Below are 25,909 nucleotides of genomic sequence, written 5' to 3' on the forward strand. Positions count from 1 at the left end.
CTTGAAGTCCATTTCATAACCCTCCTTTTTTCTTACCTCTTTAGGGTATCATGAAGGAGGGCTCTTTGAGCTTCTACTATCTATTCTTTCCCTTATCATCTCCCTTCTAACCTTCTTGGCAACTTCCCTATCACTTTAGAAACTTTCTGATCCTGTTCAGCAATGAAAGTGAAAAAGAGAGAACTACTGCTCTCTCAATCCTATATTCATTTCTTCTTAAAATTTTATTCTGTGATAAATTTACTCAGGATACCATTGATAAACTTGCTTGATTTCTCATCTGAGAACTTCTTAGATAACTCAATTGCTTCATTGATTGCAACTAGTTGAGGAGTATCAAATTCTGTCATTTCAAACAGTCCCAAACGAAGAATATTTTTTTCTACTAATGTAAGACGTCCTAAGGTCCAGCCTTCTTTTAGATATTGACCTATTTTCTCATCCAATTCACTTTTGGACTGTTCGACACCCATGACAAGGTTCAATAAAAATATAGGAATTTCCACATCTAAATCGCTTGTAGAATCTTTATCATATGTATATGCAAAGCGACAAGCTTCTATCACATTTCTTTCATATTCCAAACTCATTAACGCTTGAAAAGCACGCTCACGTAGTTGTCTTCTCATTTCCAGCTGTACATCAGTCATTGAGAAAATCCTCATCGAACAAATCTTTTAAATCCGGTTTTGGTGTTTTTTCTGGAACAATGCCAGCTACATGGATGTTCACTGCAGATAATTCAACCTCTGCCATATCAGAAACAGCACTTTTCACTGCTTTCTGAATAGCCACTGCTACCGCTGGAACACCTACACCGTATTCTAAATATAAATAAATATCAACAGTTACTTCACCATCACTGGCAGTATGAAGATAGACGCCACGTCCTAAAGAACGTTTTGCAAGGCTATCAGACATGCTTTTATTTGCGAAAGAGTAAACGCCATCCACTTTAGCCGTTGCAATGGCAATAATTTTTTCTAAAACACGTGGTGCGATAACGATTTCGCCTAATTGTTCAGTTACCATAACTTGTCCTTTCTTAAGACACAAAGACATTCAAGGAGTCTGTTCAATATTTGTCAGACTCTTAGTCTGAGTTTAATAGTAATTTAAGAACTTCTAGTTCTTAGAATAAATTATGCACGAGAAACGTAGGTTCCTTCTTGCGTATTGATAATCAATTTTTGTCCGACTTCGATAAAGTCCGGTACGTTTACTACGAGACCCGTTTCAAGAGTAGCTGGTTTACCAGAACCTGTTACTGTTGCTCCTTTAATAGAAGGTTGTGTATCTGTTACAACTAACTCTACGGTCGTTGGAACCGTAACACCAATAACTTCACTTCCGTAGAATTGAATTTTCACTTCTGAATTTTCAAGGATAAATTTCAATTCTTGCTCTACATTTGCTACTGGGATTTCATATTGCTCAAATGACTCTGTATCCATGAAATAAGCCGTGTCATCCATCTGGTATAAGTACTGTGCTGGACGTGTTTCAATAATCGCTTGTTCAAATTTTTCTTCTGGACGGTAAGTTGTATCAAAAGTTGAACCTGTACGTACATCACGTAGTTTCATACGCATAACAGTATTCCCTTTACCTGGTTTATGGTGGCTTGCTTCAAGGACACGAATCAATTTCCCATCCGTTGTTTCAAACGTCATACCAGCTTTCAGCTTACTTGCTTCAATCATTATTATTACCTCTTTTAAAATAGATTTCTCTTTATTTTATCATAAAGATTGACAATTCTCAAATTACAATTAGCTCTTTTGGGGCAAGAGTCAATACTTCGCAACCTGTTTCCGTGATGACAAGATCATCTTCAATACGGACGCCATATTTACCATCCAGATAGATACCTGGCTCATCTGTTAAAACCATCCCTATTTCAATCGGCTCAGAGGACTTACCAAAGTAAGGAATTTCATGAATATCAAGCCCAATTCCATGACCAATCCCATGAGTAAAATAAGCTCCGTAACCCGTATCATTGATGATCTGACGTGGAATCCGATCAAAGTCAATACGACTGACTCCAGCCTTGGCTTGATCAATCAAAGCCTTGTTGGCACGCAAGACAATATCATAAATCTCACGTTCCTCATCCGTCACATGACCTACATGAATAGTTCGTGTCATATCGCTAACATAGTGATTGTAATAACAACCAAAGTCCATTGTCAAGGTTTCACCAGTTTGAATCACTTTCTCACTAGCTACTCCGTGAGGCATGGCAGAACGGTATCCTGAGGCGATGATGAAATCAAAAGACGCACCTGAAGCACCAAGTTTGCGCATGCGAGCATCTAAAAAGTTCATAACTGCCAACTCGGTTGTCTCACCTGGTTTGATAAAGTCTAATACATCTAGAAAGGCTTGATCGGAAATTTGACAAGCTTTTCGAATCGTATCAATTTCTTCCGCATCTTTTATCATGCGCAGATTCTCGATGAAACTGCTCATAGGTATCAGTTCATAGGCTGCAAATACGCTTTTCAGCATCTTGAAGTAGGCATAGGCCACTTGATCATCAAAGCCAATTTTTTCTAATTTATCGTCTCCAATGATTTTAGCGATTTCCCCCAAAGCATCACGAGTTTCAATAATATCAAATCCTTTGACCACACCTTTGGCAATCAAGGTGTAGCGGGAATCTGTCAAAAAAATCCGTCGCGTTTTGCTAATGAAAACTGTCGCTTCTGTTCCGCTAAAACCCGTCAGATAGTAAATATTCTTCAGATTGGTTACTAAGACAGCATCACACTCTGTCTGTTTTAAGGCTACTTCAAATTTTTCAACTCTTGATAACATGAGAAAACCTCCGTAAAATGATTCAATTTATTATAGCAAAAAAATACTGAAAATAATACAATCTATATAGTTAAGATTAGATGAAATTGACATTTGAAAGCGCTAAATATATAATTTTCGTTAAACAAGAAAGAATGAGGTAACGATATGAATAAAACAGAATTACTGCTACAAAGACTAGATGAGATTGGTCAGTCTCTAAAAGATTCGAAACAAGCACTAGCTTTGCTGGCACTTGGTTCTTGCGGAACAGAAAGAGAACGATTGGATCAGTACTCAGATTTAGACTTCTTTGTTATTGTAAAAGATGGCTACAAGCAGACCTATATCCAAGACCTAACCTGGTTAAGTAAGCTAAAACCAATTGCATTTCACTACCAAAATACAGTGGACGGGCATAAAGTTCTATTTGAAGATGATGTTTTTTGTGAATTTGCTGTCTTTGAAGCTCATGAACTAGTAAACATTCCCTTCGCTGAAGGCAAGATTATCTGGAAGGAGGTCGGTTTTGATGAAACAATCTGTCAGCCACAAAGACTGCCATCAAAAGAAAACAGAGACCGTGAATGGCTGTTGGGAGAAATTTCATGTAATCTATATTTAGGGATAGGTCGCTATCAGCGAGGCGAAAAATTGGCTGCTTATGATTTCATCCAAAACAGATCCGTCAAACTTTGGACTGAACTAATCAATTTGGAAACAACTTCTAAATCTAATTTTATAGATGTCTTTAATACCAACAGACGATTTGAAGAAGGTTATCCAAAGGAAGCCAAGCAATTGCCTCACTTTTTGCAAGGTTACGAACACATTTCTGAGTCTGCTCAAGCACTCCTAGAATATCTGGATAAACACTATTCTCTTAACCCATTTATAAAAGAAAAAATTCGTAATTTATTATAAAAAAGACTCTGCCTAAAAAAGCAGAGTCTTTTAAATCTTATTTTAACTTTCCTTTTAGATACTGGCCAGTATAGCTAGCAGAGTTTGCAGCTACTTTTTCTGGTGTACCAGTAGCAATAATAGTACCTCCACCAATACCACCTTCTGGTCCAAGGTCAATAATGTAATCGGCCGTCTTAATAACGTCCAAATTATGTTCGATGACGAGAACCGTGTTGCCATCGTCTACAAAACGTGATAGCACTTGGAGAAGTTTCGCAATATCCTCCGTGTGCAGACCTGTAGTTGGTTCATCCAGAATATAGAAAGACTTACCTGTTGAGCGCTTGTGAAGTTCGCTGGCTAGTTTCATCCGCTGAGCCTCCCCACCAGACAGAGTTGTGGCAGGTTGCCCCAAGGTTACATAACCCAGCCCTACATCTTTGATGGTCTGAAGTTTCCGCTCAATTTTAGGAATATGCTTAAAAAATTCCACTGCATCATTGACCGTCATGTCAAGGACTTGCGAAATATTCTTCTCCTTGTAATGCACTTCCAAGGTTTCACTATTGTACCGTGTTCCATGGCAAACCTCACAAGGGACATAAACATCTGGTAAAAAGTGCATCTCAATCTTGATAATCCCATCCCCAGAGCAGGCTTCACACCGCCCCCCTTTCACATTGAAAGAGAAGCGCCCTTTTTTATACCCACGAATCTTGGCTTCGTTAGTCTGAGCAAAGAGATCGCGAATATCATCAAAGACGCCAGTATACGTCGCTGGATTGGATCTTGGTGTTCGGCCAATCGGGCTCTGGTCAATATCAATCAAACGATCAATATGCTCAATTCCTGAAATATCTTTGAATTTACCCGGTTTGTCTGAATTACGATTGAGTTTTTGAGCGATTGCTTTTTTGAGAATAGAATTAACCAAGGTGGATTTCCCAGAACCGGAAACCCCTGTCACGGCTATAAATTTTCCCAACGGGAAGCGGGCCGTGATGTTTTGCAAATTGTGCTCGCGCGCACCTGTGACTTCGATAAAGCGGCCGTTTCCTACGCGGCGCTCCAATGGCACTGGAATTTCACGTTTGCCCGATAAATACTGACCTGTAATTGATTTCTTGCTTTTTGCAACTTGCTCTGGAGTGCCTGCCGCAACAATTTCACCACCAAAAACACCTGCTCCAGGTCCAACATCAATCAACCAATCAGCCTCGCGCATGGTGTCCTCGTCATGTTCAACCACAATGAGGGTATTACCCAAATCACGCATCTTTTTGAGACTGGCAATCAAGCGATTGTTATCCCGCTGGTGCAAGCCAATAGACGGTTCATCTAAGATATAAAGGACTCCACTAAGGTTGGAGCCAATTTGAGTTGCCAAGCGAATCCGCTGACTCTCACCACCTGATAAAGTTCCAGCAGAACGAGATAGTGTCAAGTAATTAAGCCCGACATTATTCAGAAAAGTCAAGCGATCTCGGATTTCTTTGATAATCGGTGTTGCAATGGCCACTTCATTTTCAGTCAAAGTCAGATGAGAAAGTAATTCTAAATGATCTGCAATAGACAAATCAGATACTTGCCCAATATTAAGACCACCTTCACCGCCTACTTTAACAGACAAGGCTTGTGGATTCAATCGATAACCATGGCAACTTGCACAAGTCAGCTCATTCATATAAAGTCGCATTTGGCTACGGGTAAAATCACTGTTAGTTTCATGATAGCGGCGGTTGATATTGGTTACTACTCCTTCAAAAGGGATATCGATATCCCGCACGCCACCAAATTCATTTTCATAGTGAAAATGGAACTCCCGACCATTTGAGCCAAAGAAAATCAGCTGTTTTTCTTCCTCATTCAATTCCTCAAAAGGCTTATCCATATCGATGCCAAAGGCTTCCATCGCCTGAGCTAACATTTGCGGATAATAACTAGAAGAAATTGGATTCCACGGTGCTAGAGCTCCTTCACGTAATGTTTTACTACTATCAGGCACTACAAGATCCAAATCAACCTCTAACTTGATACCTAAGCCGTCACAGTCAGAGCAGGACCCAAATGGGGCATTAAAAGAGAAAAGGCGCGGTTCTAGCTCAGAAACCGTAAAGCCACAGACTGGACAGGCATAGTGCTCGGAAAAGAGTAATTCCTTGTCATCCATCGTGTCAATCACCACATAACCGTCTGCAATTCTTAAGGCTGCTTCAATCGAATCAAATAACCGACTGCGTACACCGTCCTTAATAACAATCCGGTCTACCACTACTTCGATATCGTGCTTTTTTGTTTTAGAAAGCTCTGGAACTTCTGTGACATCATAAATATCTCCGTCCACGCGCACACGCACGTATCCGTCTTTTTGAATTTTCTCAAAAATTGTCTTGTGTTGCCCTTTTTTCTTGCGAACAATGGGCGCTAGGATTTGCAACCGCTGACGCTCTGGCAATTCCAAAACCTGATTGACAATCTGCTCCACAGAAGAAGCGGTAATAGCTCCATGCCCATTGATACAGTAAGGAGTTCCCACACGTGCATAAAGCAAACGAAGGTAATCATTGATTTCCGTAGCTGTTCCAACCGTTGACCGCGGATTCTTGCTAGTCGTTTTTTGGTCAATAGAAATAGCAGGGCTAAGACCGTCAATTGAATCCACATCCGGTTTTTCCATGTTGCCCAAAAATTGACGAGCATAAGCCGACAGACTTTCCACATAACGCCGTTGTCCCTCTGCGTAAAGAGTATCAAAAGCTAAACTAGACTTGCCCGAACCAGACAAACCAGTCACTACAACCAGTTTGTCCCGCGGAATCGTAACATCAATATTTTTTAAATTATGAGCTCGTGCTCCATGAATGATAATTTTATCCTGCATTCTTACCACACTTTATTTTAAACTTCTTTCTATTATAACAAAATTTTCTTCAATCTTTTACCCAAAAACTCGGAATTTTATAGTATAATAGTACGGTGTGCAAATAACTGAAGGAGGAAAACATGAAACAAGTCTTTCTATCAACAACAACTGAATTTAAAGAAATTGATACGCTTGAGTCGGGGACTTGGATTAATTTAGTCAACCCTTCTCAAAGTGAGTCTACTGAAATTTCCAATGCCTTTGACATTGATATTACGGACTTACGAGCACCCCTTGACGCAGAGGAAATGTCACGTGTCACTATTGAAGATGAATATACTTTGATTATCGTGGATGTTCCAATTACAGAGGAGCGAAATAATCAGACTTACTATGTCACCATTCCTCTGGGGATTATTATTACCGAAGATGCGATTATTACTACCTGTTTGGAAAAACTTCCATTGCTCGATATTTTTATTAATCGACGATTACGTAATTTCTATACATTTATGCGTTCTCGCTTTATTTTCCAAATTCTTTATCGAAACGCCGAGCTGTATTTGACAGCGCTTCGTTCCATTGATCGTAAAAGTGAGCAAATTGAAAGTCAGCTACACAAGTCAACTCGGAATGAAGAACTAATTGAACTCATGGAACTTGAAAAAACGATTGTCTATTTCAAAGCGTCCTTAAAAACCAATGAGCGTGTAATAAAAAAATTAACCAGCGCTACAAGTAATATCAAAAAATATTTGGAAGATGAGGATTTGCTAGAAGATACACTCATCGAAACTCAACAGGCAATTGAGATGGCAGATATTTATGGAAATATCTTGCACAGTATGACAGATACGTTTGCTTCTATCATTTCAAATAATCAAAATAACATCATGAAAGCTCTAGCTTTAGTGACGATTGTCATGTCCATTCCAACTATGATTTTCTCAGCCTATGGAATGAATTTCAAAAACAATGATTTACCGCTCAATGGGGAGCCACATGCTTTTTGGATTATTATTTTCATCGCCTTTGCGATCAGTGTTTCACTGACAGTTTACCTCATTCACAAAAAATTATTTTAATTAAAAGGAGATCTTATGACACAAGTTTCTTTGGATAAACTCAGCAAAAAAAATCAAGAATTTGTCCGTATCGCAACCCACCAACTCATCAAAGATGGAAAGACAGACGAAGAAATCAAAGCCCTGCTAGAGGAAATCATCCCAACGATTCTTGAAAATCAAGCAAAAGGAATTACCGCTCGCGGACTTTATGGAGCACCTACTGTTTGGGCAGCGAATTTTTCAGAAGCAAAACAAAAAGAAGCTCAAACTATCAAAGAAAATACCAATCCGTATCTCATGATTATGGATGCTTTCTTATTTGTCTTTAGTTTATTTGCTATCTTAAATAGTAGTGTTAACTTATTCTCCAAAAATCCTAGCAATTATGGTATTGTGACAATTGTACTTGGTAGCGCGGTGGGGGCACTCGTATTTTACGGAATGTATTACTTTATTTACCGCTTTTATTATTCCGACCAAGACCAAAGTCAAAAGCCACCATTTTTCAAATCGCTCCTAATCATTTCAGCTGCTACGATATTATGGGCTATTGTTCTTTATGGAACAACCTTCCTATTGCCAGCTATTTTAAATCCAAAACTACCAAACCTATTTATCCTTGTGTTCGGTGGTGGAACGTTGGCACTTCGTTTTTATCTCAAAAAGAAATTCAACATCCGCAGCGCTCTTACCTCACCAAGACAACTCTAATCCTATTCTTATTTAAACATCCGCCTGTTGAAACTAAAACAAGCGGATGTTTTGAATAAGAAATTACCGCTTCAAATCAATTTCGAGCATAAGAAAAGCAACCCGTTAAGTTGCTCACTTGACTTTATATAAAAAGAGCCTGATTTTTATAAATTCAAGCTCTTTTTATATTTTAATCTTCGTTTACGAACGGCATCAAAGCCATTACGCGAGCGCGTTTGATAGCTGTTGTTACTTTACGTTGGTTCTTAGCTGAAGTTCCTGTTACACGACGAGGAAGAATTTTCCCACGTTCTGAAACAAAACGGCTAAGAAGCTCAGTATCTTTGTAATCAACATATTCAATCTTGTTTGCTGCGATGTAATCAACTTTTTTACGGCGTTTAAATCCGCCACGACGTTGTTGAGCCATGTTCTTTCTCCTTTATATCATTATTCTGTTTGTCCATTAAAATGGTAGATCGTCATCTGAGATGTCCATTGGATTGGTATTCCCAAATGGATTTTCATCACGAGAAAAGTTAGGTACTTGGTTGGCAGAAGTTGCGTTACCAAAATTGGAAGATGAATTTCCGAAGTTGTTGGAAGCATAGCCACCAGAAGATTGACCTTCACGACTAGCACGGCTTTCCAATAGTTGGAAATTATCCGCTACGACTTCTGTCACATAGACACGTTGACCTTGCTGATTTTCGTAGTTACGCGTCTGAATACGACCAGTAATTCCGATAAGAGCTCCTTTTTTAGCCCAATTTGCAAGATTTTCTGCCTGTTGGCGCCAAATTACAACATTAATAAAGTCTGCTTCTCTCTCGCCACTTTGATTTTTAAAGTTGCGATTAACAGCAAGAGTAAAAGTTGCGACCGCTTGATTTTGCGGCGTATAGCGAAGTTCGGCATCTCGGGTCATCCGACCCACAAGTACAACGTTATTTATCATAGTAACCCTTCTTACGCGTCAAGTTTGACGATCATGTGACGAAGAATGTCAGCGTTGATTTTTGAAAGACGGTCAAATTCATTCAAAGCGACTGCATCTTCAGCCTCAACGTTTACGATATGGTAAAGTCCTTCACGGAAATCTTGGATTTCGTAGGCAAGACGACGTTTTTCCCAATCTTTTGATTCAACAACAGTTGCACCGTTGTCAGTCAAGATAGAGTCAAAGCGTGCTACCAAAGCGTTTTTTGCTTCTTCTTCAATGTTTGGACGAATAATATAAAGAATTTCGTATTTAGCCATTGATTTTTCCTCCTTTTGGTCTAATGACCCCCAGCTATTGCAAGGGGTAAGTGAGGGATACTCACGAACAACTATTATACTAAACTTTCTGGGAAATAGCAAGAAAAACCCCGTATGTGTTTTTTGAAACGTTTTTTAATATCTTCTTTTTTAGTACATTTTCTTTACATTTCCTACTCCGAAACCTTAAAGAAAGCTGATATCAGTTAGCTTTAAGTTAGCATCTCTATACTAATGTGTATCTTTTCTATCATTTGTATAAGAAAGGAGTACACACATGGATTTTTTAGTCATTCCTGCTTACAAACCTGACCTCACTCTCATTCATCTTTTACAAAGGGTGAAGGCAAAGAGTTCCTTGCACGTCGTTGTTGTTAATGACGGTAGCCCAGCTAGTTATAATTCGATTTTTCAAGAAGCTCAGAAATGTGCCACCATTTTATACTATCCAAGCAATCAAGGAAAAGGACAGGCATTGAAAAACGCTTTTACTTATATTGATACCTTAGGACAATATGGGACAGTAGTTACAGCTGATGCGGATGGTCAACACAACGTATGGGATATTTTTCGCGTGAGCAAAAAAGCTCAAGAAAACCCCAACCACTTAATTCTGGGAGTTCGTTCTTTTTCTGGAAAGGTCCCTTTGCGATCGGCTTTTGGAAATAAAGTAACACGATTCCTGTTTCAGCGACAGACTGGTGTTTCTGTGACAGATACTCAGACCGGACTTCGTGGCTTTACAACCAATATGATTCCATTTATGTTGGAGATTGAAGGGCAGCGTTATGAATATGAAATGAATATGCTGTTATCTGCTTCTACAAAATATCCTATCAGCGAAGTTCCAATTGAAACTATTTATATCAATGACAATCAAGCTTCTCACTTTAGACCAATACGCGACGGGCTCATGATTTACAAAGATATGTTTAAATTTGCTCTTTCTTCAATTAGTAGTTTTTTGATTGACTATATCGTCTATGCGCTAGCCCTTTTGGTGCTTGCTACAGTGCCAACTAGTCTCAAAATTTTACTGGCAAATGGAGTAGCTCGTGTCACGAGCTCAATTGTCAATTATTCCACAAATAAAAAACTGGTCTTTAAAAATAAAGACAGCGTTGCCAAAACAGGGACTGGTTATTTCGGGCTAGCCTTGGGCTTGTTTATCCTCGACACCCTTTTAATCAGACTATTTTACGCCATTTTCGGTCTCAATTTGCTGATTGTTAAAATCATTGTCGGATCACTGCTCTTTTGCCTATCTTGGCTCGTTCAAAAAAAAATTATTTTCAAAGAAAGGACGCATACTTTATCATGAAGTTTTTCAAAAAATCCTATGCTTATGCTAGTCTCTTTGGTATGCTGTTGACAGGGGCGTTTACCTACTCCATGTTAAAAACTTTTGTTCTGTCAGAGGCCATTACAACAGTCAAATCCTCTTCTACCTCAACCAGCACAACAAATGCTAAAACAGCAACAAATGCGACAAAGACAAATAAAAGCTATAAGGACGATAATGTTTCCATTAACCTAACTACAAAAAACGTCAGCAACACAAAAGTGTACATTGCAGATATTACGGTCAGCTCCCCCAAATATCTTAAAACTGCTCTAGCACAAAATACATATGGAAATAACGTAACCGCTAAGACTTCGGTTACAGCAGCCAATAACAATGCCATTCTGGCTATCAACGGTGATTTCTACGGAGCAAATACAACTGGTTACGTCATCCGCAATGGTGTTGTCTATCGAAATACCGTTCGTGAAGATGCTAGTAATGGTGATCTAGCGATTTATAAAGATGGGAGTTTCGGAATTGTTTACGAAAATGATGTTTCTGCTGAAGACTTGGTTAAAAATGGTGTTGTAAACCTTCTTGCCTTTGGTCCTACTTTAGTTAACAACGGTAAGATTACTGTTTCAAGTAATTCGGAAGTGGGGCAATCCATGGCTTCTAATCCACGTACAGCTATTGGGATAATTGATAAAACCCATTATGTCATCGTTGTATCAGACGGCCGAACATCTGAAAGTCAAGGCCTGTCTCTTTACCAACTAGCTCAGGTGATGAAATCCTATGGTGTTAAAACTGCTTATAATCTGGATGGCGGTGGTTCGTCTACTCTTTACTTTAATCGAAAAGTCGTCAATAAACCAACGACTAACGGAACAATTTCAGAAAGGGCGGTGAGTGACATTGTCTACATTGGTTACTAAAACAAACAACAAACGTTTTAAAAAGACAGCGGTGGTCTATACCCTAATTACAGTATTCTTCTTTATCTTTAGTCGCATTTACGAACACTTCAGTTTTGGAGAGACTTCAGTCTATATGCACTGGCTCTTCGGAGTACCGCTGATAGGTGGGGTTGTGCTCCTTATTTTTCAAAAACTTATTCCTAATCTTTCGCGACTCAGTCTCAATCTTTGGAATTCTGCGGTCGCAACCATTGCCGTTGGCGTTCTTTTTCGCGGTATTGTCAATCTATCTGGTCGCTCTACCACACTGGATTTACCTTACTGGTATGTTGGAATTGGATTAGCCGGGCTAGCTCTACTCTCAATGATTTTTACCAGAAGCGTATGGGAGATAGACATACAAGATACCAAAAAGGATTAACACATACAGAACTTAAAGCATCATGGTGCCCCCTCTTTACAAAACAAGAGTCTGAGAAATCTTATTTTCCCAGACTTTTTTCATTTACAGTCATAAACATCACCTGTCAGTGGATCAATAACTTCTGCTAACTTAAAATGCTCCTGGTCATAATGGAAATGACAGATAGCACAGTTACCAAAGCGCTCCTTGGGATCCAGATTTTGAGCTGTAGCCTTGAGATAGAAGGCCCACATAGCACCACCGGACTGACTGCTAGAATTGGTTCTGCTTGAGCTTTTTCCATAACTTCAGTCAATGTCATCAACACCCGCTCACCAACTTGTTCAACAGCCTCTCCTCCGTAAGGAACAAATAAATCTTCAAAAGAAGTGGCTCCTGCGCGAAACTTAGATTGCAGTCGCTCAGGCTGCGCTTCAAAAAGACCAAAATTCCATTCTTTTAGCCCCTTTACTCGTAAATAAGAATTTGTCCGTCCGTCACTAGCTCTAATGTGTCACAAGCTCGCTCTGAGGTTAACTGTAGGCAGCATCATCAAAAACAATGCCCGCATCCTTAAAATATTGACCTGCCTCCTGAGCTTGATAAATCTCCAAAGGCGTTAAGGGAGCATCACACCAACCTTGAATCCGATACCGCTTATTGAATAAAATTTGCCCGTGTCGCATCAAATAAAGTGTTTTTGTCATAAACTATTCCTCTAAAGAAGTCCTAATTTTTCAAAAGCATTGTAGAAACTGTCCTCAACCACATCATCAGTAATCACATCAGCCATGGCTAGAATTTCTGGTCCACCATTTCCCATAGCAACTCCAACTTGGCAATATTCCAGCATAGGAATATCTACCTTAGCGTCCCCAATAGCAATCGTATCTTCTTTTTTCGCTCCTAGATATTCGAGCAATACATCAATTGCGTGAGCCTTTGTAATATTCTTGACTCCCAAATCACCAAAAAGAGCGTACTCTCCTTTGCCACCCCATGTACCAGCTTTCAACTCCGGAAAAGCTTCTTTAGAATCCAAATGATCTTGATAAGATTTGAGAATAAAACTGATTTTATTGAGATCTGCACGATAAAGTTCAGCTCCATAAACTAACCCATGAAGAGCTTCTTCAGCTTCCAATTGTCCTACTTCTTCTGCACTCGCTTCCTTTCCCTGAGCATAGGCGCGTAATACTGGACGAGCTACCTCACGAAAATCTTCACTGGCAAACAGACCATTATTGCTCTCCAAGTAAAATTCCAAGCCGCGTCTATGCAACCAGTCCACTACTCGTTTTTCCACATCCAACGGAATTAACTGATGCATGATAATCTGACCTTCGTGCTCTACATAAGAACCACTCCCACCAACCATACCATCAAAACCAATCTTCCAGATTTTCTCAGGCATTTCAGCCCTACTACGTCCAGTACAGACATAAACCAGATGATCTTTTTCACGCGCCTGACAAATAGCCTTTACAGCAGAGGAAAGAATATGATTCGCATAATCAACAATCGTACCATCTACATCTAAAAAGATAATTTCCTTCATTATAGTTCACCTGCTTTCGTCAATAAATTATTTTCTACTATTCTATTATATTTTTCTTTTCCTACTCTTTTCTATAGATACTCACAAATACTGATACTATTCTATGAAATATATTTCTAAATACACATCTAATGCAAAGAGAAAACAATCTACTCATCACAGATTCATCAGAATTCAAAATAGTAAAAAGCCTTTTCAACAGATAAAAGAAAGCTAGCTGGAAAGGTTCATATTTATTTTAAAAGTTACAATTATTCTTCTACTGTTTTCACTTTATTGACAGCAATGACAAATGGAAGGATTTACCAAACGTTATACCGATCTTCCTATTAAAGAAATCTGGCTGCTTGATGTTCCTGCTGGGAAAGAAAAACAAGATATCATAGCCGCCATGCCTCAAAAAATGTGGAACGCTTCGGGACATAATGTGAAAATTCATTCAACCTTGGATTGGACAGAAGCTCTGAAGAACGCTGATTTTGTAACAACACAGTTTCGCGTGGAACAACTCTCCACTCGCATTCTTGCCCAAGCAATCCCTGCTTCCTATGGACTACTTGGGCAAGAAACAAAGGAGCCTGGAGAAATTTTCAAAGCCCTTCGAACGATTCCAGTGATTTTAGCAATTGTCGAAGACATGAAATGACTCTGCCCCAATGCCTGGCTCATCAACTTTACAAATCCAGTAGGTATGGTCACAGAAGCTGTTTTGCGTTATGGAAATTGGGAAAAAGTCATCAGGATTTGTAATATACCAGTTGCAGCCAAGATGCGAGAAGCTGAAGTTCTTGGTATGGATTCAGAAAATTTAATTTACCAATTCGCTGGAGTCAATCATTTTCATTGGCATAAGGTTGCAGATAAAGACAGCAATGATATCGCCTTAACCTTGATTGATAAATTATTTGATAACAGTAAAGGAATTCCTAAGAATATTTACGAAATTCCTTACTTTAAAGAACAGCTTCAACAAATGAAGATGATTCCTTGTGATTATCATCGCTATTATTATCGTTTTGAAGAAATATCAACTCATAACTTAGAGGAATATCGGACAATCGGTACGCGTGCTGAGCAGGTCAAACAAATTGAACACGATTTATTTGAACTTTATAAGGATCCCGCCAGCAAGGTAATATGGCGATCGCCTTTATCGGGATGAGCTGTTTTTAGCTCACAAAAGCTATTTACTGCAATTTGCAAAGGCGATTGAAAAATTAGAACACGAAGGCATTACGATTAAAGATGAATTAGCTCGCGACTTAGCTAAAGAACAATTAGTATAAATAGCTATTCGTTCTTGTCATATCAGTAAATCTATCATTGTTTCTTATTGAATGATAAGAACTAGACAGTGCAATTGACAAACCTAGTCCCTTGCTATTTTAAGAAATCAATGTTAAAATAGCAGCATAATAAAACAACAAAGAACATTTGGGGTGCTGAGGCTGAGATTATACCCATTGAACCTGATACAGTTAATACTGGCGCAGGGAAATGTATAATGAAAAACTAGAAAATCTAACCATTCTTTTGATTAGATTTCATTTTGTCGCGCTAAAACTCCTCATCTGCTCTGTTAGAAGGAGTTTTTTATGTTTCAAAAATGGAGTTTACGAGATGTTATCCTCTTAGCTCTTTTGGCTATTCTTTTCGGTGGAATCTTTGTCGGTTCTAGCTTTCTCTACAATATCTTATCAGCTGTTCTGGCACCTATCGGGCTCGAGCCTTTTGCCAATGAAATTCTCTTTGGTCTGTGGTGTATGGCAGCTCCGATGGCGGCTATGTTACTGCGCAAACCGGGGAGCGCCACGATTGGTGAGCTTTTAGCTGCGCTTGCTGAAGTACTGTACGGTAGCCAATTTGGCATGAGCACTTTGATTTCTGGCTTCATACAAGGATTTGGTAGCGAGCTTGGGTTTGCTGCGACCAGATACAAACGCTATGATTGGTTGTCACTTACTTACAGCGCCATTGGTACGACCCTTTTGAGCTTTACCTATGAATATTTCAAAATTGGTTACTACGCTTTCAAACCCGGTTTTGTCTTAGCATTGTTTGTTGTTCGTTTTCTTTCGGTATTCTTCTTCTGTGCTGTTCTGGTTAAAATCATTATGAATCTTTACAACAAGATTAACCAAGCCGCTGGTAAATAATATGGGATTAACATTAGAGCATATTTATCTTAGAGATGTCTTTGAAGACTTAACCTTTACCTTTGAAACAGGAAAAATGACACTCTTGATTGGTGATACCGGTGCTGGCAAATCAACCCTTTTTCGGATTTTAACAAATTTCAATGAATTAGACTTCGCTGGAGAGGTAAAGTTAGGTCATACATTGCTGTCTCATTTACCGATTCATGAACGAGTTACCTATCTTAGTATGATGTTTCAAAATCCAAGCCGTCAATTTACCATGACAACCCTTTATGAGGAATTGATTTTTACCTTGGAAAATCTCCAAACGCCTGCTGAACAGATTGATGCAAAAATCAAGTATGCTATCACTCTTGGGAAAGTAGAACACCTGCTCCATCGTAATTTTCTGACCTTATCTGGCGGAGAAAAACAACAAGTTTCTCTAGCCGTTCTGCTAGCTATGGATTCACAAATTATTTTGTTAGATGAACCCTTTGCTTCTGTCGATCAAGTAGCACGCAAACGCTTGATTCATTTATTAGCAGATTTGACAAAAATGGGGAAGACTGTTATTTTATGTGACCATGATCGTAGCCTCTATGCTGACTATGTCGACTGCCTTGTTGAATTAAAAAATGGGAAACTTTTTGAACAAGATGTAGCTCTTTTAAAAAAGGCTCACCCAAGCTATCAACTGGTACGTAAAAATACCCAGCGAAGTCCTCTCTTACAATTGCAACATGTTTCCTGTCAATTTGACAAAAAAATACTTTTTACAATTGAGGACTTTACTTTTCAGCAAGGTATTACGACTCTCATCGGAGCTAACGGTGTCGGCAAATCCACTCTCTTTCGTGCCATTTTGCAATTGCAAAAATACAAAGGCAGTATGCGTTATCAGGGCCGAAAAATTAAGAAGAACAAGAAGTTATATCGCCATATTACTGCCGTTGTTCAGGATGCTGAAAAGCAATTCATTCGGACGACCCCCGCAGAGGAATTAAACCTGCCCTCTCTTTCCAATGAAAACCAAGCAAAGGTACAAGAAGCCTTAACTTTATTTGGTTTAGACAGGAAAATGGATTCTAGTCTTTTCCACTTGAGTGGTGGGCAGAAAAAAATCATTCAATTATTGGCTATCTTAACCTTAGAAACTCCTGTCATACTCATGGATGAGCCCTTTACTGGGTTAGATAAAAAGGCCTGTGATTTTTTTGCCGATTGGATTAAAGACAAGGCTGCTCAGCAAAGCTTTATAATTATTTCTCATCGTTTGGAGCCCTTGGACGGCATTAGTGATCATTTGGTAGAGCTGACGTCCGACGGGCTGACAGAAAGGAGGTCGCTATGAAAAAAGAAGAAACAAATGTCTTCGCACTTGTGCTCCTTCTCATTGCTTTGACATTAGAAATCTCCTTTATCCGATCAACGTGGCTCAACTGTGCTATTGTCGTAGGAGTACTCGCCCACCTTATTTATCTAAGGAAATGGTGGGGCATTTTCTGGACACTGCTCTTACCTTTGCTACCAGCATTAGCAAATTACTGGGCTATTCAACTTCATGGAGATAACAGTCAAGCAATGATACTGTTTACCCGATCTTTTGCTTTAGCAGCTTTGGGAATGACCTTTTTATATAGCGTTCATCTCAATCAGCTCTTGCGCTATTGGCATAAAAAAGGGCTTCCAAGTCACTTCACCTATGGACTGCTCGTTGTACTAAACGCCATTCCAGTCATTCAAAAAGAAATCCAAGCTGTCCGAGAAGCGAGTCTCCTGCGAGGAAAAACACTTCATTTCTGGTCACCACTCTTTTATATCAAAGCTATTTTTATCGCTTTTAATTGGCGAGATTCTTACATAGAAGCTATGTACGCCCACGGATTTGATGAAACAATCAAGCGAAGTTGTTACCGACAATTGGAAACACCCAAAAGTGCAAGTCTTACTTGCTTCTTGATTTTCCTCCTTATCAATTTGACCCTTTTGATCCCAAGATAGAACTCGACACAAAAATACTGTGGAACTTCTCACAGTATTTTTTGTGTTGAGTTCTTGCCAATCTTTCTATTCAATTTCCACACAAAAAGCATCCCAGCCTTGTAATTTATGGGTTTGAAGTATCTTAGTTACATCTGTGTTAGCAATCAAAACTTCCTTTACAGTATTTTCCAAGACAAAACTTTGCTCTTCATTTGAGAAGTTCATCACGACCAGATATTTCTTTGTTGTCGTTTCTCGTAAATAAGCAAACACCTTATCAGCCGTTTCAAGTAGTTTAAAATCTGCTGTTACCAACCAATTATTGCTCTTTCTCAATTGAATCAATTGTTGATAAGTATAGAAAATAGAATTCGGATTTTCCAAAGCTGCTTCAACATTGACTGTTGGATAGTTAGGATTGACAGCCAGCCAAGGTTGACCAGTTGAAAAACCAGCATGTTGATGGGCATTCCACTGCATAGGCGTGCGAGCATTGTCCCGCCCAATCGTACGAATACTGGCCATAATATCATCAAGCGGCACACCCTTATCAAGGGCCTCGCGGGCATAGTTGAGAGATTCAATGTCTTCAACATCTTCTAAGTTCTTGAAAGGATAATTGGTCATACCAATTTCTTCCCCTTGATAAATGTAAGGAGTGCCACGCATCAGATGAAGCAGAATTGCTAAGGCTTTCGCTGACTTCTCACGGTATTTCGTATCATTTCCCCAGATAGAGACAACGCGCGGAAGGTCATGGTTATTCCAAAAAAGCGAATTCCAACCTTCCTCTACACCTAGTTCATTTTGCCATTTGGTAAAAATTTCTTTTAATTTTGGTACGTCCAATTCATCTGCTACGTCCCATTTTGGTTGATTCGGCTTATGTTGAAGACCAATGTGCTCGAATTGGAAAACCATAGATAATTCATGATTCTTTGGACCTGAATACTGTTTTGCAATGTCAGGAGTTGCTCCCCAAGTTTCACCAACTGTCAATAAATCCTTATCCCCAAAAGTCGCACGGTTCATTTCCTGCAAGTAAGGATGCAGCATTGGACCATTATTGACAATTTTCTGGTCAGGTAGCTTGCCAATCATATCAATCACATCCATGCGAAAGCCACCAATTCCTTTGTCAATCCAGAAATTCATCATCTTGTAAATTTTTTGACGTAGAGCTTCATTTTCCCAATTAAGATCCGGTTGTTTTGTGCTAAAGAAATGTAGGTAATATTGACCAGCTTTTTTATCATATTGCCAAGCAGAGCCGCCAAAAATAGAGTCTAAATCATTTGGCTTGTCTCGCCAGATATAATAACTGTGCTCTGGACTATCTGGATGTTCTCGCGCCTCTACAAACCAAGCGTGCTCGTCAGAAGTATGATTGACCACCAAGTCCATAATGATTTTAATATCGCGCTTCTCTCCTTCTGCGATCAGTTCCTCCATATCCTCCATAGAGCCAAAAATATCTGCAATTGCTTCGTAATCAGCAATATCATAACCGTTATCGTCCATCGGACTCTTATAAACCGGAGAAAGCCAAATAGCGGTAATTCCAAGTTTCTTCAAGTAATCCAATTTACTTGTAATTCCTTGTAAATCGCCAATTCCATCTCCATTGCTATCCATAAAACTTTTTGGATAAATCTGATAAATTACGGCATCATGCCACCATTTTCTTTGCATTATGCATCTCACTTTCATCTTTTTCACCTTCCATACTATATAATTTTTCACTTCTTTGCAAGCGTTTGCGTTATATTTTAGTCTTCTTTTTACACGTGAAAAATTTAACTCTGTAAATTTTAGAAATATTTGAGAATTACTTGAGGCTTATTTGACAAGCATTCTGTATACTAATCCTTGAAGAGAGGAGAAACTCTACGATAGAAAAAATGGAGGTCACATTATGGAAACTATTTTGAATGTGAAACACATCAGTAAGAGATTTGGTCAACAGCTGGCTCTAGATGATGTTAGTCTTACTGTGAAGCAAAAAAATACAGCCTCCTTTGATTGAAAGGAAACTGTGTTTTTTATCAATTTAATACAATTTCAAATCTCGTGGATCTACTGGAAATGTTGGATTATAGGGATTGTGACGAAGTTTGAAATGTTTAATTTCTTCAATCGTTTGTGTACCAGACAGTTGCATGACGGTTCTCAATTCTTCATTGATGTGTTCAAAGACTTGGCGAACTCCTATACTACCACCAAGCGCTAAACCATAAATAACTGGTCGTCCGATAGCCACTAAATCTGCTCCAGAAGCCAACGCTTTAAAAACATGCTGACCACGACGAACACCAGAGTCAAAGACAATTGGTACTCGTTTGTCCACTGCTTCTGCTACTTCTTGCAAGGAATCAAAGGCTGCTGGCCCACCATCAATTTGCCGACCGCCGTGGTTTGTCACCCAGATCCCAGAAGCACCTGCGTCAAGTGAGCGTTCCACATCTTCACGGCATTGCGGTCCTTTGACATAGACCGGAAGACCAGAGTAAGCAGCAATAAATTCTACATCACGAGGGGATAATTTTTGCTTAGCAGATTTGTAAACAAAATCCATCGTCTTACCAGCACCGTCAGGGAGGTATTCTTCCACAATTGGCATTCCAACTGGAAAAACAAAGCCATTTCGTTTATCCACTTCACGATTCCCCCCAACAGTTGCATCGGCTGTCAGGACAATTGCTTTATATCCTTCAGCTTTGACTCGATCCATAATGTGACGGTTAATACCATCATCTTTACTGAAATAAAATTGAAACCAATGGGGGGTTCCTTGAAGGGCTTGGGAAATTTCTGGAAGGTCAACTGTGGAATAAGAGCTGGTGGTATAAAGAGAGCCAAATTCGTGCACTCCCTTAGCTGAAGCTACTTCTCCCTGTTCATTTGCCAACTTATGAGCGGCTACTGGTGCTAAAATGATTGGAGAAGACAATTTATCCCCATCAAATTCAATCTCTGTACTTGGATTCTCTACATTGCGAAGCGTGTGAGGTACAATTAGCTTATGATTAAAGGCACGAATATTTTCTCGCAAAGTAAAGGTATCCTCAGCTCCACTTGCAATGTAACCAAATGCAGCTTTTGGAATGACTTTTTGAGCCATCGGTTCTAAATCATACGTGTTGATGAAATCAATTGGACCTTCAGCATTACTAGTTTGGTAAGACATCATATTTCCTCCTGTCTTATATGCGCATATCCATAGAGAAAATTCAATCGAGTCTTTAAAGCAAGCGCTTTCATTTTTATGTGACAAAACTCAATCCTATTCTCTAACAGATGAGAATAATAGCAATATGTATAAAATTTATACCATTTTGATAAATTGAAACAACTTTTACAATTTATAATAGGGCAGAAGCGGGAAATCACTTCCCACCCTTGCACCTATAATGGTTGTAAAAATTAAGATAAATGGTCTAGCGTGTTATGGCTTAACACCATATTCTTTGAAATAAGCTGTAATCGGACGAAGTTCTTGCCCATCATAAGTTGCAAAGAATTCTTCCGGACTCATTTGTCCATGAGTTTCTTGGTAACCAGCAGAGATTCTTTCCACAAATTCGCCATCAACAATGTCTAGCTCTAACTCTTCCACAGGGATACCACGCTTATCGGTGATTTTGGCATCAATCAGAATAGGCTTTCCAGCTCTTGAAACTTCAAGGGCGCGATCAAAAGCAGCTGGCAATTCTTCTAAAGTTTTAACTGTTATTCCCTCTACACCCATTTCTTCCGCGACTTTAGCAAAATCTACTTCATAAAGATCCACACCTGAAAAGTTCATGACCAAATCTTCCTGTTCAGACTTGATAAAGTTGAGTGAATTATTAGAAGTGACAATATTGATAACTGGCAACTGATATTTGACTTGGGTCGTCAAATCTTGCATGACCATTGAAAACGCACCATCTCCAGCAATATTGAAAACTTGACGATTTGGAAAAGCAAATTGACCTGCGATAGAAGCTGGTAAGCCATACCCCATCGTAGCAAAGAGAGCTGAAATTGTCCATTTCTTCTCTGGTGTAAAGTTCAAAAAACGGAAGCTATTGATAATGTTGTCCCCGACATCAATGCCATAAACAGCATTGACATCCGAAATACGATTGATCTCACGATAGACTTGTTCAAATTCTAATGGTCCGTCTGTTTTTTGCATTAAACGTTCCAGATAGGATTTCCAATCCTTCATGGCTGCCACACTAGCTTGATAAAATGGACGCGGAGCAACGGTTGCACTACGTTCCAAAGCTTTTTGGAGAAAACTTCCAGAGTCTGATAAAATTCCTAAATCTAGATAGTGATGACGACCAAAATTAGCCACATCAATATCCACCGATACAAACTTGAAATAATGAGAACGATAAACTAAGTTAGCAAATGGAAAGTTTGTCCCAATAGCAATGACAAGATCAGCTGCTGCAAATGCTTCGTCACCAACCTTAGAAGCAGCCCGATTAAGTGTGCCTAAATTCGCTTCAAAGTCCTCGGGGATTTTCCCCTTTGCAAGACCCGCGACAGCAATCGGAATTTGTAATTTTTGAGATAATTCTACCAATAAATGAGCCTTGTCGCCAATACCAGAACCCACATGGAAAATAGGACGTTTAGCCTCTTTTACCAATTCAAGAAATTGATCCACTTCAGTATCTGTCGCCTGTGGAAGCGGCAAGCTTTTTTCTGCTGTATGTGAAGCATAATCTACATCTGGAATTTCTACATAACCAAAATTATTTGGCATGATAATAACAGACACGCCATTGTTTTTATAGGCTTCACGAATCGCTTTATCTACAACATAAGGTAAGCTTTCCGGCGTCATCACTACTCGGTTATAGACTGCTACATCACTAAACATGGGTAACTCAGAAAACTCTTGAAAGTAATCATAATTCATATTCGTACTTGGTACTTGACCCACTAAAGCCAACACTGGAGCATGATCTTCACGCGCATCATACAAGCCATTTAAAAGATTGATGGCACCAGGACCAGCAGAACCAAACGTTACTCCTATCTTTCCAGTCAATTTGGCATGAGCTGCTGCCGCAAGAGCTCCAACTTGCTCATGACGAACTTGTACAAAGCGAATGTTTTCTTTTTCCAAATCTAGTGCATTCATAGTTGAATTGACAGAACCGCCAGGATAACCATAAACATTTTCAACACCCCACGCTTCCAATACACGAAGCATGGCGACAGCAGCAGGAACTGTTTTTACATCAGACATCATAATCCTCCATTACCAGAGAATGGAATTGCAATTTCAAAATCTGTTTTTTTAGTCACGTTAATATCATAATACTTTTTGAATTCGTTTACAAAAAATTTGCTCACAATTTTTCACAATCTCAGAAAATATCACAAAAACTGATACAAAATAGCATTCCCTTCACCTTTTGACCAAATTTGTGAAGAAATAAACAATGTTTTTGAATATTAAAAAATAAAAAAACACCTACAGTTTTTTAACCGTAGATGTTGTGCTATTAAATCAAGCAATAGCAATATACCGTCTCTTTCCGCTAAAAGCGATGTAAGAAATCCATGTTACACCGTCTGCGTTTAAAACCTTGTCATAAGTGACCGATTGTCCAGCATTATAATAAGCTAGTTCAGGAGCCGACATTCTAGGTTCCGCTTTGATAGAGGAACGTTTCGTGAAACGATAGACGCCTTGAGCAGGGATAACTGGCTTTTGAGAAGACGGAGTAGACGGTTTTGGCGTTGTTGACGTAACATAATCTCCACCTTCAAAGCCATAATATTCCTCTAAACTCAAACCAGAATGATAAATCTCATCAGCTTCCTTGCCGATATAACGAATATGCCATGCTTCTGGCATATAGCCTGTTGAAGCTTCTTTACCTGGTTGATAACGAACTACAAAACCGTAGCGATGTGCATTATTTTTCAACCAAGTACTTGCAGCAGCATCTTCCAAAAGATTACCAGCTTTATCCGTTAAGTCAAAGACAAGACCTGTTTGGTGTTCACTATAGCCCGGACGTGCAGAGTAACGATCCGCAGCAGCTTGACCATCTTTGTTCACATAATTTTGATACAGAACTTTTTGATAATCATAACTTCTAAATCCGCTGTAAGCATAACCAACATTATAGCCTTGAGCAATCATATCATTTCTTAATCGAAGAAAGGCAGCTTTTGCAGTTGGATTTTCACCAGGATTGTAGTTAGCAGCCATCGGATGTTTTTTATTTGCCACTACAATCTCGTCATATTTTCCTTGGACAAAGTAGTAAGAGCCATTATATTGTACTTCTTTTACACTCGTTTGAGATCCTTCTACCTTAGTTGTTGTGCCGGTTACCCCTTGCAGGCTACCATCCGACTGAATGTAATACATGTGAATGTTATATTCACCGCGATTATTTTTATGACGGCGGATATCTACACTCAACTTATAGGTGCCATCTGTTTGCTTAACTGCATCGTACCAGATTACATCATCTTGACCGCCTTGACTAGACCAAATAGGCAACTTCACTGTCTTCACACCCTTGGTCGAGCTGACATTCGTTACCACCACATCGAAACCTTGGGAAGTCTTGTTTTCAATGTGAATCGTACCTGTCACGCTGTATTTCGGTTCTTCTACTTTGGTTGTTGTGCCAGTTACCCCTTGCAGGCTACCATCCGACTGAATGTAATACATGTGAATGTTATATTCACCGCGATTATTTTTATGACGGCGGATATCTACACTCAACTTATAGGTGCCATCTGTTTGCTTAACTGCATCGTACCAGATTACATCATCTTGACCGCCTTGACTAGACCAAATAGGCAACTTCACTGTCTTCACACCCTTGGTCGAGCTGACATTCGTTACCACCACATCGAAACCTTGGGAAGTCTTGTTTTCAATGTGAATCGTACCTGTCACTTGACTTTGAGCTGGTCTTTGAGGTGCTGGCTGAGCTAACTTTGTAACAGCTGCATAACGACGCATTCCACTATAAGAAATATAGCTAATCCATTGATAACCATCATTTTCCAACACTTTATCATAGTTAACGCTATCGCCTCTATTAAAAGTAAATTGTGTCGGAGCTGACCATTTGGCTTCATTCTTAACCTCTGCCGTTTCAGAGAAAGTATATCTTCCTCTAGAAGGGAGTGTTCCTGTTGAAGAAGGTGTTGGCTTTGCAGGTTGAACTGATTCTGTTACCAACTTATTAATAGCCGCATAACGACGGATACCGCTATAAGAGCGATAGCTAAGCCATTGGTAACCATCCGCAACCAAAACTCGGTCATAGTAAACGCGATCGCCTGCATTCACATAAAACTGCAATGCTGCACTCGCTTTCGGTTCATTTTTCACTTCCGTACGTTTCGTATAAGTGTAATAGCCCTGACTTGGTAAGGAAGGTACACTTTGCGCTACTTTGGATTCTGCAAGACGAGCTTGTTGTGCCGTTTGCGTTTTATCCATCAATTTCGCAACATCAATTTCTTCTTTTCCTGCTTCTTTTTCAGCAGGATTCTTTTCAACTTTTACAGTTGTTAAAGGCTTAGTTGTGTTTGTCGTTTTATCTACAGATGAATCCGTTATTTCATCTTCGGTCTGTGTTGATGCATCTACAGTAGTAGATTGAACACGTCTTGTATCTGTTGCTGCAGAGGCAGTTTTGTCTACAATTTTTGTAGTTTCTTGAGTATCTACAGAAGACTTTTCAACAGACATCATAGTTGCTGATGAACGAACTGGTGCAGGTGCTTTTTCAACAACGTCTTTCTGAGTCGCTGCTGGTCGAGAAGACACATCAGTTGATTCCGTTGTATTTTGAGTCTTATTTGCTGTGCCAACTTGAGCCGCTTCAGGTATTGTTCCAGTCGTGGCTTGTTCATCAGCCGATACTGCTTGACCACCCATAAAGAGGACACACCCAATCAAAACAGAAGCTGCACCACACGAATATTTACGAATGGAAAAACGTTGTTCTTTGTGATCAAACATTTTTTTCATCACTTGTCCTACTT

At 39.3% G+C, this 25,909-nt stretch carries 22 protein-coding genes, 2 pseudogenes and 1 riboswitch; of the genes and pseudogenes, 10 read left to right on the top strand and 14 right to left on the bottom strand.

The genetic code is table 11. From position 1 onward, the window contains the following. Window positions 1–224: 224 nt before the first annotated feature. The 4 genes from nusB to HMPREF2963_RS02240 form a co-directional block, all read right to left on the bottom strand. A complete protein-coding gene (gene nusB / locus HMPREF2963_RS02225) occupies window positions 225–650 on the bottom strand; it encodes a transcription antitermination factor NusB (RefSeq protein WP_070668373.1) in 426 nt (141 codons plus the stop codon). After that, entirely contained in the window at window positions 643–1,032 is a 390-nt protein-coding gene (locus HMPREF2963_RS02230) for an Asp23/Gls24 family envelope stress response protein (protein WP_006269324.1), read from the bottom strand. Before HMPREF2963_RS02230 ends, nusB begins: the two co-directional genes overlap by 8 nt. A gap of 110 nt (window positions 1,033–1,142) precedes the next feature. Further along, the gene (gene efp, locus HMPREF2963_RS02235) at window positions 1,143–1,703 is read right to left on the bottom strand and encodes an elongation factor P (protein WP_003026309.1); all 561 of its coding nucleotides are present in this window, start codon (window positions 1,701–1,703) and stop codon (window positions 1,143–1,145) included. A gap of 58 nt (window positions 1,704–1,761) precedes the next feature. Continuing rightward, window positions 1,762–2,823 (bottom strand): M24 family metallopeptidase, encoded by a 1,062-nt coding sequence (locus HMPREF2963_RS02240; RefSeq protein ID WP_070668376.1) that lies wholly within the window; start codon window positions 2,821–2,823, stop codon window positions 1,762–1,764. 147 nt (window positions 2,824–2,970) lie between these two features. On the opposite strand from HMPREF2963_RS02240, the gene HMPREF2963_RS02245 reads away from it, so the two are divergent. Further along, a complete protein-coding gene (locus HMPREF2963_RS02245; RefSeq protein ID WP_037598768.1) occupies window positions 2,971–3,726 on the top strand; it encodes a hypothetical protein in 756 nt (251 codons plus the stop codon). 37 nt (window positions 3,727–3,763) lie between these two features. On the opposite strand, the gene uvrA is transcribed toward HMPREF2963_RS02245, so the two are convergent. Next, complete coding sequence (gene uvrA / locus HMPREF2963_RS02250) at window positions 3,764–6,589, bottom strand: excinuclease ABC subunit UvrA (RefSeq protein WP_070668379.1); 2,826 nt, start codon at window positions 6,587–6,589, stop codon at window positions 3,764–3,766. Window positions 6,590–6,711: 122 nt separating this feature from the next. Here uvrA and HMPREF2963_RS02255 point away from each other — a divergent pair, with 122 nt between their 5' ends. Continuing rightward, on the top strand, window positions 6,712–7,656 hold the full coding sequence (locus tag HMPREF2963_RS02255) for a magnesium transporter CorA family protein (protein WP_003070861.1): 945 nt from the start codon (window positions 6,712–6,714) through the stop codon (window positions 7,654–7,656). A gap of 15 nt (window positions 7,657–7,671) precedes the next feature. Continuing rightward, the gene (locus HMPREF2963_RS02260; protein ID WP_003070862.1) at window positions 7,672–8,349 is read left to right on the top strand and encodes a DUF1129 domain-containing protein; all 678 of its coding nucleotides are present in this window, start codon (window positions 7,672–7,674) and stop codon (window positions 8,347–8,349) included. Window positions 8,350–8,521: 172 nt separating this feature from the next. On the opposite strand, the gene rpsR is transcribed toward HMPREF2963_RS02260, so the two are convergent. From rpsR to rpsF, 3 genes are read right to left on the bottom strand one after another with little or no spacing between them, the layout of a single operon-like run. Beyond that, window positions 8,522–8,761, bottom strand: a complete 240-nt coding sequence (gene rpsR, locus HMPREF2963_RS02265) for a 30S ribosomal protein S18 (protein ID WP_000068664.1) — start codon at window positions 8,759–8,761, stop codon at window positions 8,522–8,524. A 36-nt stretch (window positions 8,762–8,797) separates the two neighbouring features. Further along, a complete protein-coding gene (locus HMPREF2963_RS02270) occupies window positions 8,798–9,289 on the bottom strand; it encodes a single-stranded DNA-binding protein (RefSeq protein WP_003030533.1) in 492 nt (163 codons plus the stop codon). An 11-nt stretch (window positions 9,290–9,300) separates the two neighbouring features. Next, on the bottom strand, window positions 9,301–9,591 hold the full coding sequence (gene rpsF, locus HMPREF2963_RS02275; RefSeq protein ID WP_003026325.1) for a 30S ribosomal protein S6: 291 nt from the start codon (window positions 9,589–9,591) through the stop codon (window positions 9,301–9,303). A gap of 277 nt (window positions 9,592–9,868) precedes the next feature. Between rpsF and HMPREF2963_RS02280 the strand changes: the two genes are divergently transcribed. From HMPREF2963_RS02280 to HMPREF2963_RS02290, 3 genes are read left to right on the top strand one after another with little or no spacing between them, the layout of a single operon-like run. Beyond that, entirely contained in the window at window positions 9,869–10,912 is a 1,044-nt protein-coding gene (locus HMPREF2963_RS02280; protein ID WP_070668382.1) for a bifunctional glycosyltransferase family 2/GtrA family protein, read from the top strand. Then, entirely contained in the window at window positions 10,909–11,814 is a 906-nt protein-coding gene (locus tag HMPREF2963_RS02285; RefSeq protein WP_070668385.1) for a phosphodiester glycosidase family protein, read from the top strand. Before HMPREF2963_RS02280 ends, HMPREF2963_RS02285 begins: the two co-directional genes overlap by 4 nt. Beyond that, window positions 11,789–12,217 (top strand): hypothetical protein, encoded by a 429-nt coding sequence (locus HMPREF2963_RS02290; protein WP_020997594.1) that lies wholly within the window; start codon window positions 11,789–11,791, stop codon window positions 12,215–12,217. Before HMPREF2963_RS02285 ends, HMPREF2963_RS02290 begins: the two co-directional genes overlap by 26 nt. 80 nt (window positions 12,218–12,297) lie before the next feature. On the opposite strand, the pseudogene HMPREF2963_RS09490 reads toward HMPREF2963_RS02290, so the two are convergent. Together HMPREF2963_RS09490 and HMPREF2963_RS02305 are read right to left on the bottom strand one after the other, a co-directional pair. Further along, window positions 12,298–12,906, bottom strand: a pseudogene (locus HMPREF2963_RS09490) (histidine phosphatase family protein). A gap of 11 nt (window positions 12,907–12,917) precedes the next feature. Continuing rightward, window positions 12,918–13,757 carry a Cof-type HAD-IIB family hydrolase gene (locus HMPREF2963_RS02305; protein ID WP_070668388.1) on the bottom strand — a complete coding sequence of 280 codons (840 nt, stop codon included), beginning with the start codon at window positions 13,755–13,757 and terminating at the stop codon, window positions 12,918–12,920. 292 nt (window positions 13,758–14,049) lie between these two features. Between HMPREF2963_RS02305 and HMPREF2963_RS09495 the strand changes: the two are divergent. The 4 genes and pseudogenes from HMPREF2963_RS09495 to HMPREF2963_RS02330 form a co-directional block, all read left to right on the top strand. After that, a pseudogene (locus tag HMPREF2963_RS09495) lies at window positions 14,050–14,880 on the top strand (6-phospho-beta-glucosidase); the annotation flags it as partial. 302 nt (window positions 14,881–15,182) lie between these two features. After that, a riboswitch (TPP riboswitch) is annotated at window positions 15,183–15,270 on the top strand. Window positions 15,271–15,352: 82 nt separating this feature from the next. After that, complete coding sequence (locus HMPREF2963_RS02320; RefSeq protein ID WP_049493966.1) at window positions 15,353–15,913, top strand: ECF transporter S component; 561 nt, start codon at window positions 15,353–15,355, stop codon at window positions 15,911–15,913. 1 nt (window position 15,914) lies between these two features. Continuing rightward, a complete protein-coding gene (locus HMPREF2963_RS02325) occupies window positions 15,915–17,249 on the top strand; it encodes an ATP-binding cassette domain-containing protein (protein ID WP_070668391.1) in 1,335 nt (444 codons plus the stop codon). Beyond that, complete coding sequence (locus HMPREF2963_RS02330; RefSeq protein ID WP_039677424.1) at window positions 17,246–17,899, top strand: energy-coupling factor transporter transmembrane component T; 654 nt, start codon at window positions 17,246–17,248, stop codon at window positions 17,897–17,899. Before HMPREF2963_RS02325 ends, HMPREF2963_RS02330 begins: the two co-directional genes overlap by 4 nt. Before the next feature lie 66 nt (window positions 17,900–17,965). Here the strand turns inward: HMPREF2963_RS02330 and HMPREF2963_RS02335 are convergent, their stop codons facing one another. The 4 genes from HMPREF2963_RS02335 to ldcB form a co-directional block, all read right to left on the bottom strand. After that, window positions 17,966–19,573: a glycoside hydrolase family 13 protein gene (locus HMPREF2963_RS02335; protein ID WP_049476846.1), complete on the bottom strand. Its 1,608-nt coding sequence runs from the start codon at window positions 19,571–19,573 to the stop codon at window positions 17,966–17,968. 358 nt (window positions 19,574–19,931) lie between these two features. Further along, the gene (gene lctO / locus HMPREF2963_RS02340) at window positions 19,932–21,068 is read right to left on the bottom strand and encodes an L-lactate oxidase (RefSeq protein ID WP_003070883.1); all 1,137 of its coding nucleotides are present in this window, start codon (window positions 21,066–21,068) and stop codon (window positions 19,932–19,934) included. A gap of 258 nt (window positions 21,069–21,326) precedes the next feature. Continuing rightward, entirely contained in the window at window positions 21,327–23,132 is a 1,806-nt protein-coding gene (gene spxB / locus HMPREF2963_RS02345) for a pyruvate oxidase (RefSeq protein WP_070668394.1), read from the bottom strand. Window positions 23,133–23,396: 264 nt separating this feature from the next. Further along, window positions 23,397–25,895: an LD-carboxypeptidase LdcB/DacB gene (ldcB, locus tag HMPREF2963_RS02350; protein WP_070668397.1), complete on the bottom strand. Its 2,499-nt coding sequence runs from the start codon at window positions 25,893–25,895 to the stop codon at window positions 23,397–23,399. Between the last annotated feature and the right edge of the window lie 14 nt (window positions 25,896–25,909).

Origin of the sequence: Streptococcus sp. HMSC067A03 (assembly GCF_001814295.1) — a bacterium.
Lineage (GTDB): Bacteria > Bacillota > Bacilli > Lactobacillales > Streptococcaceae > Streptococcus > Streptococcus constellatus.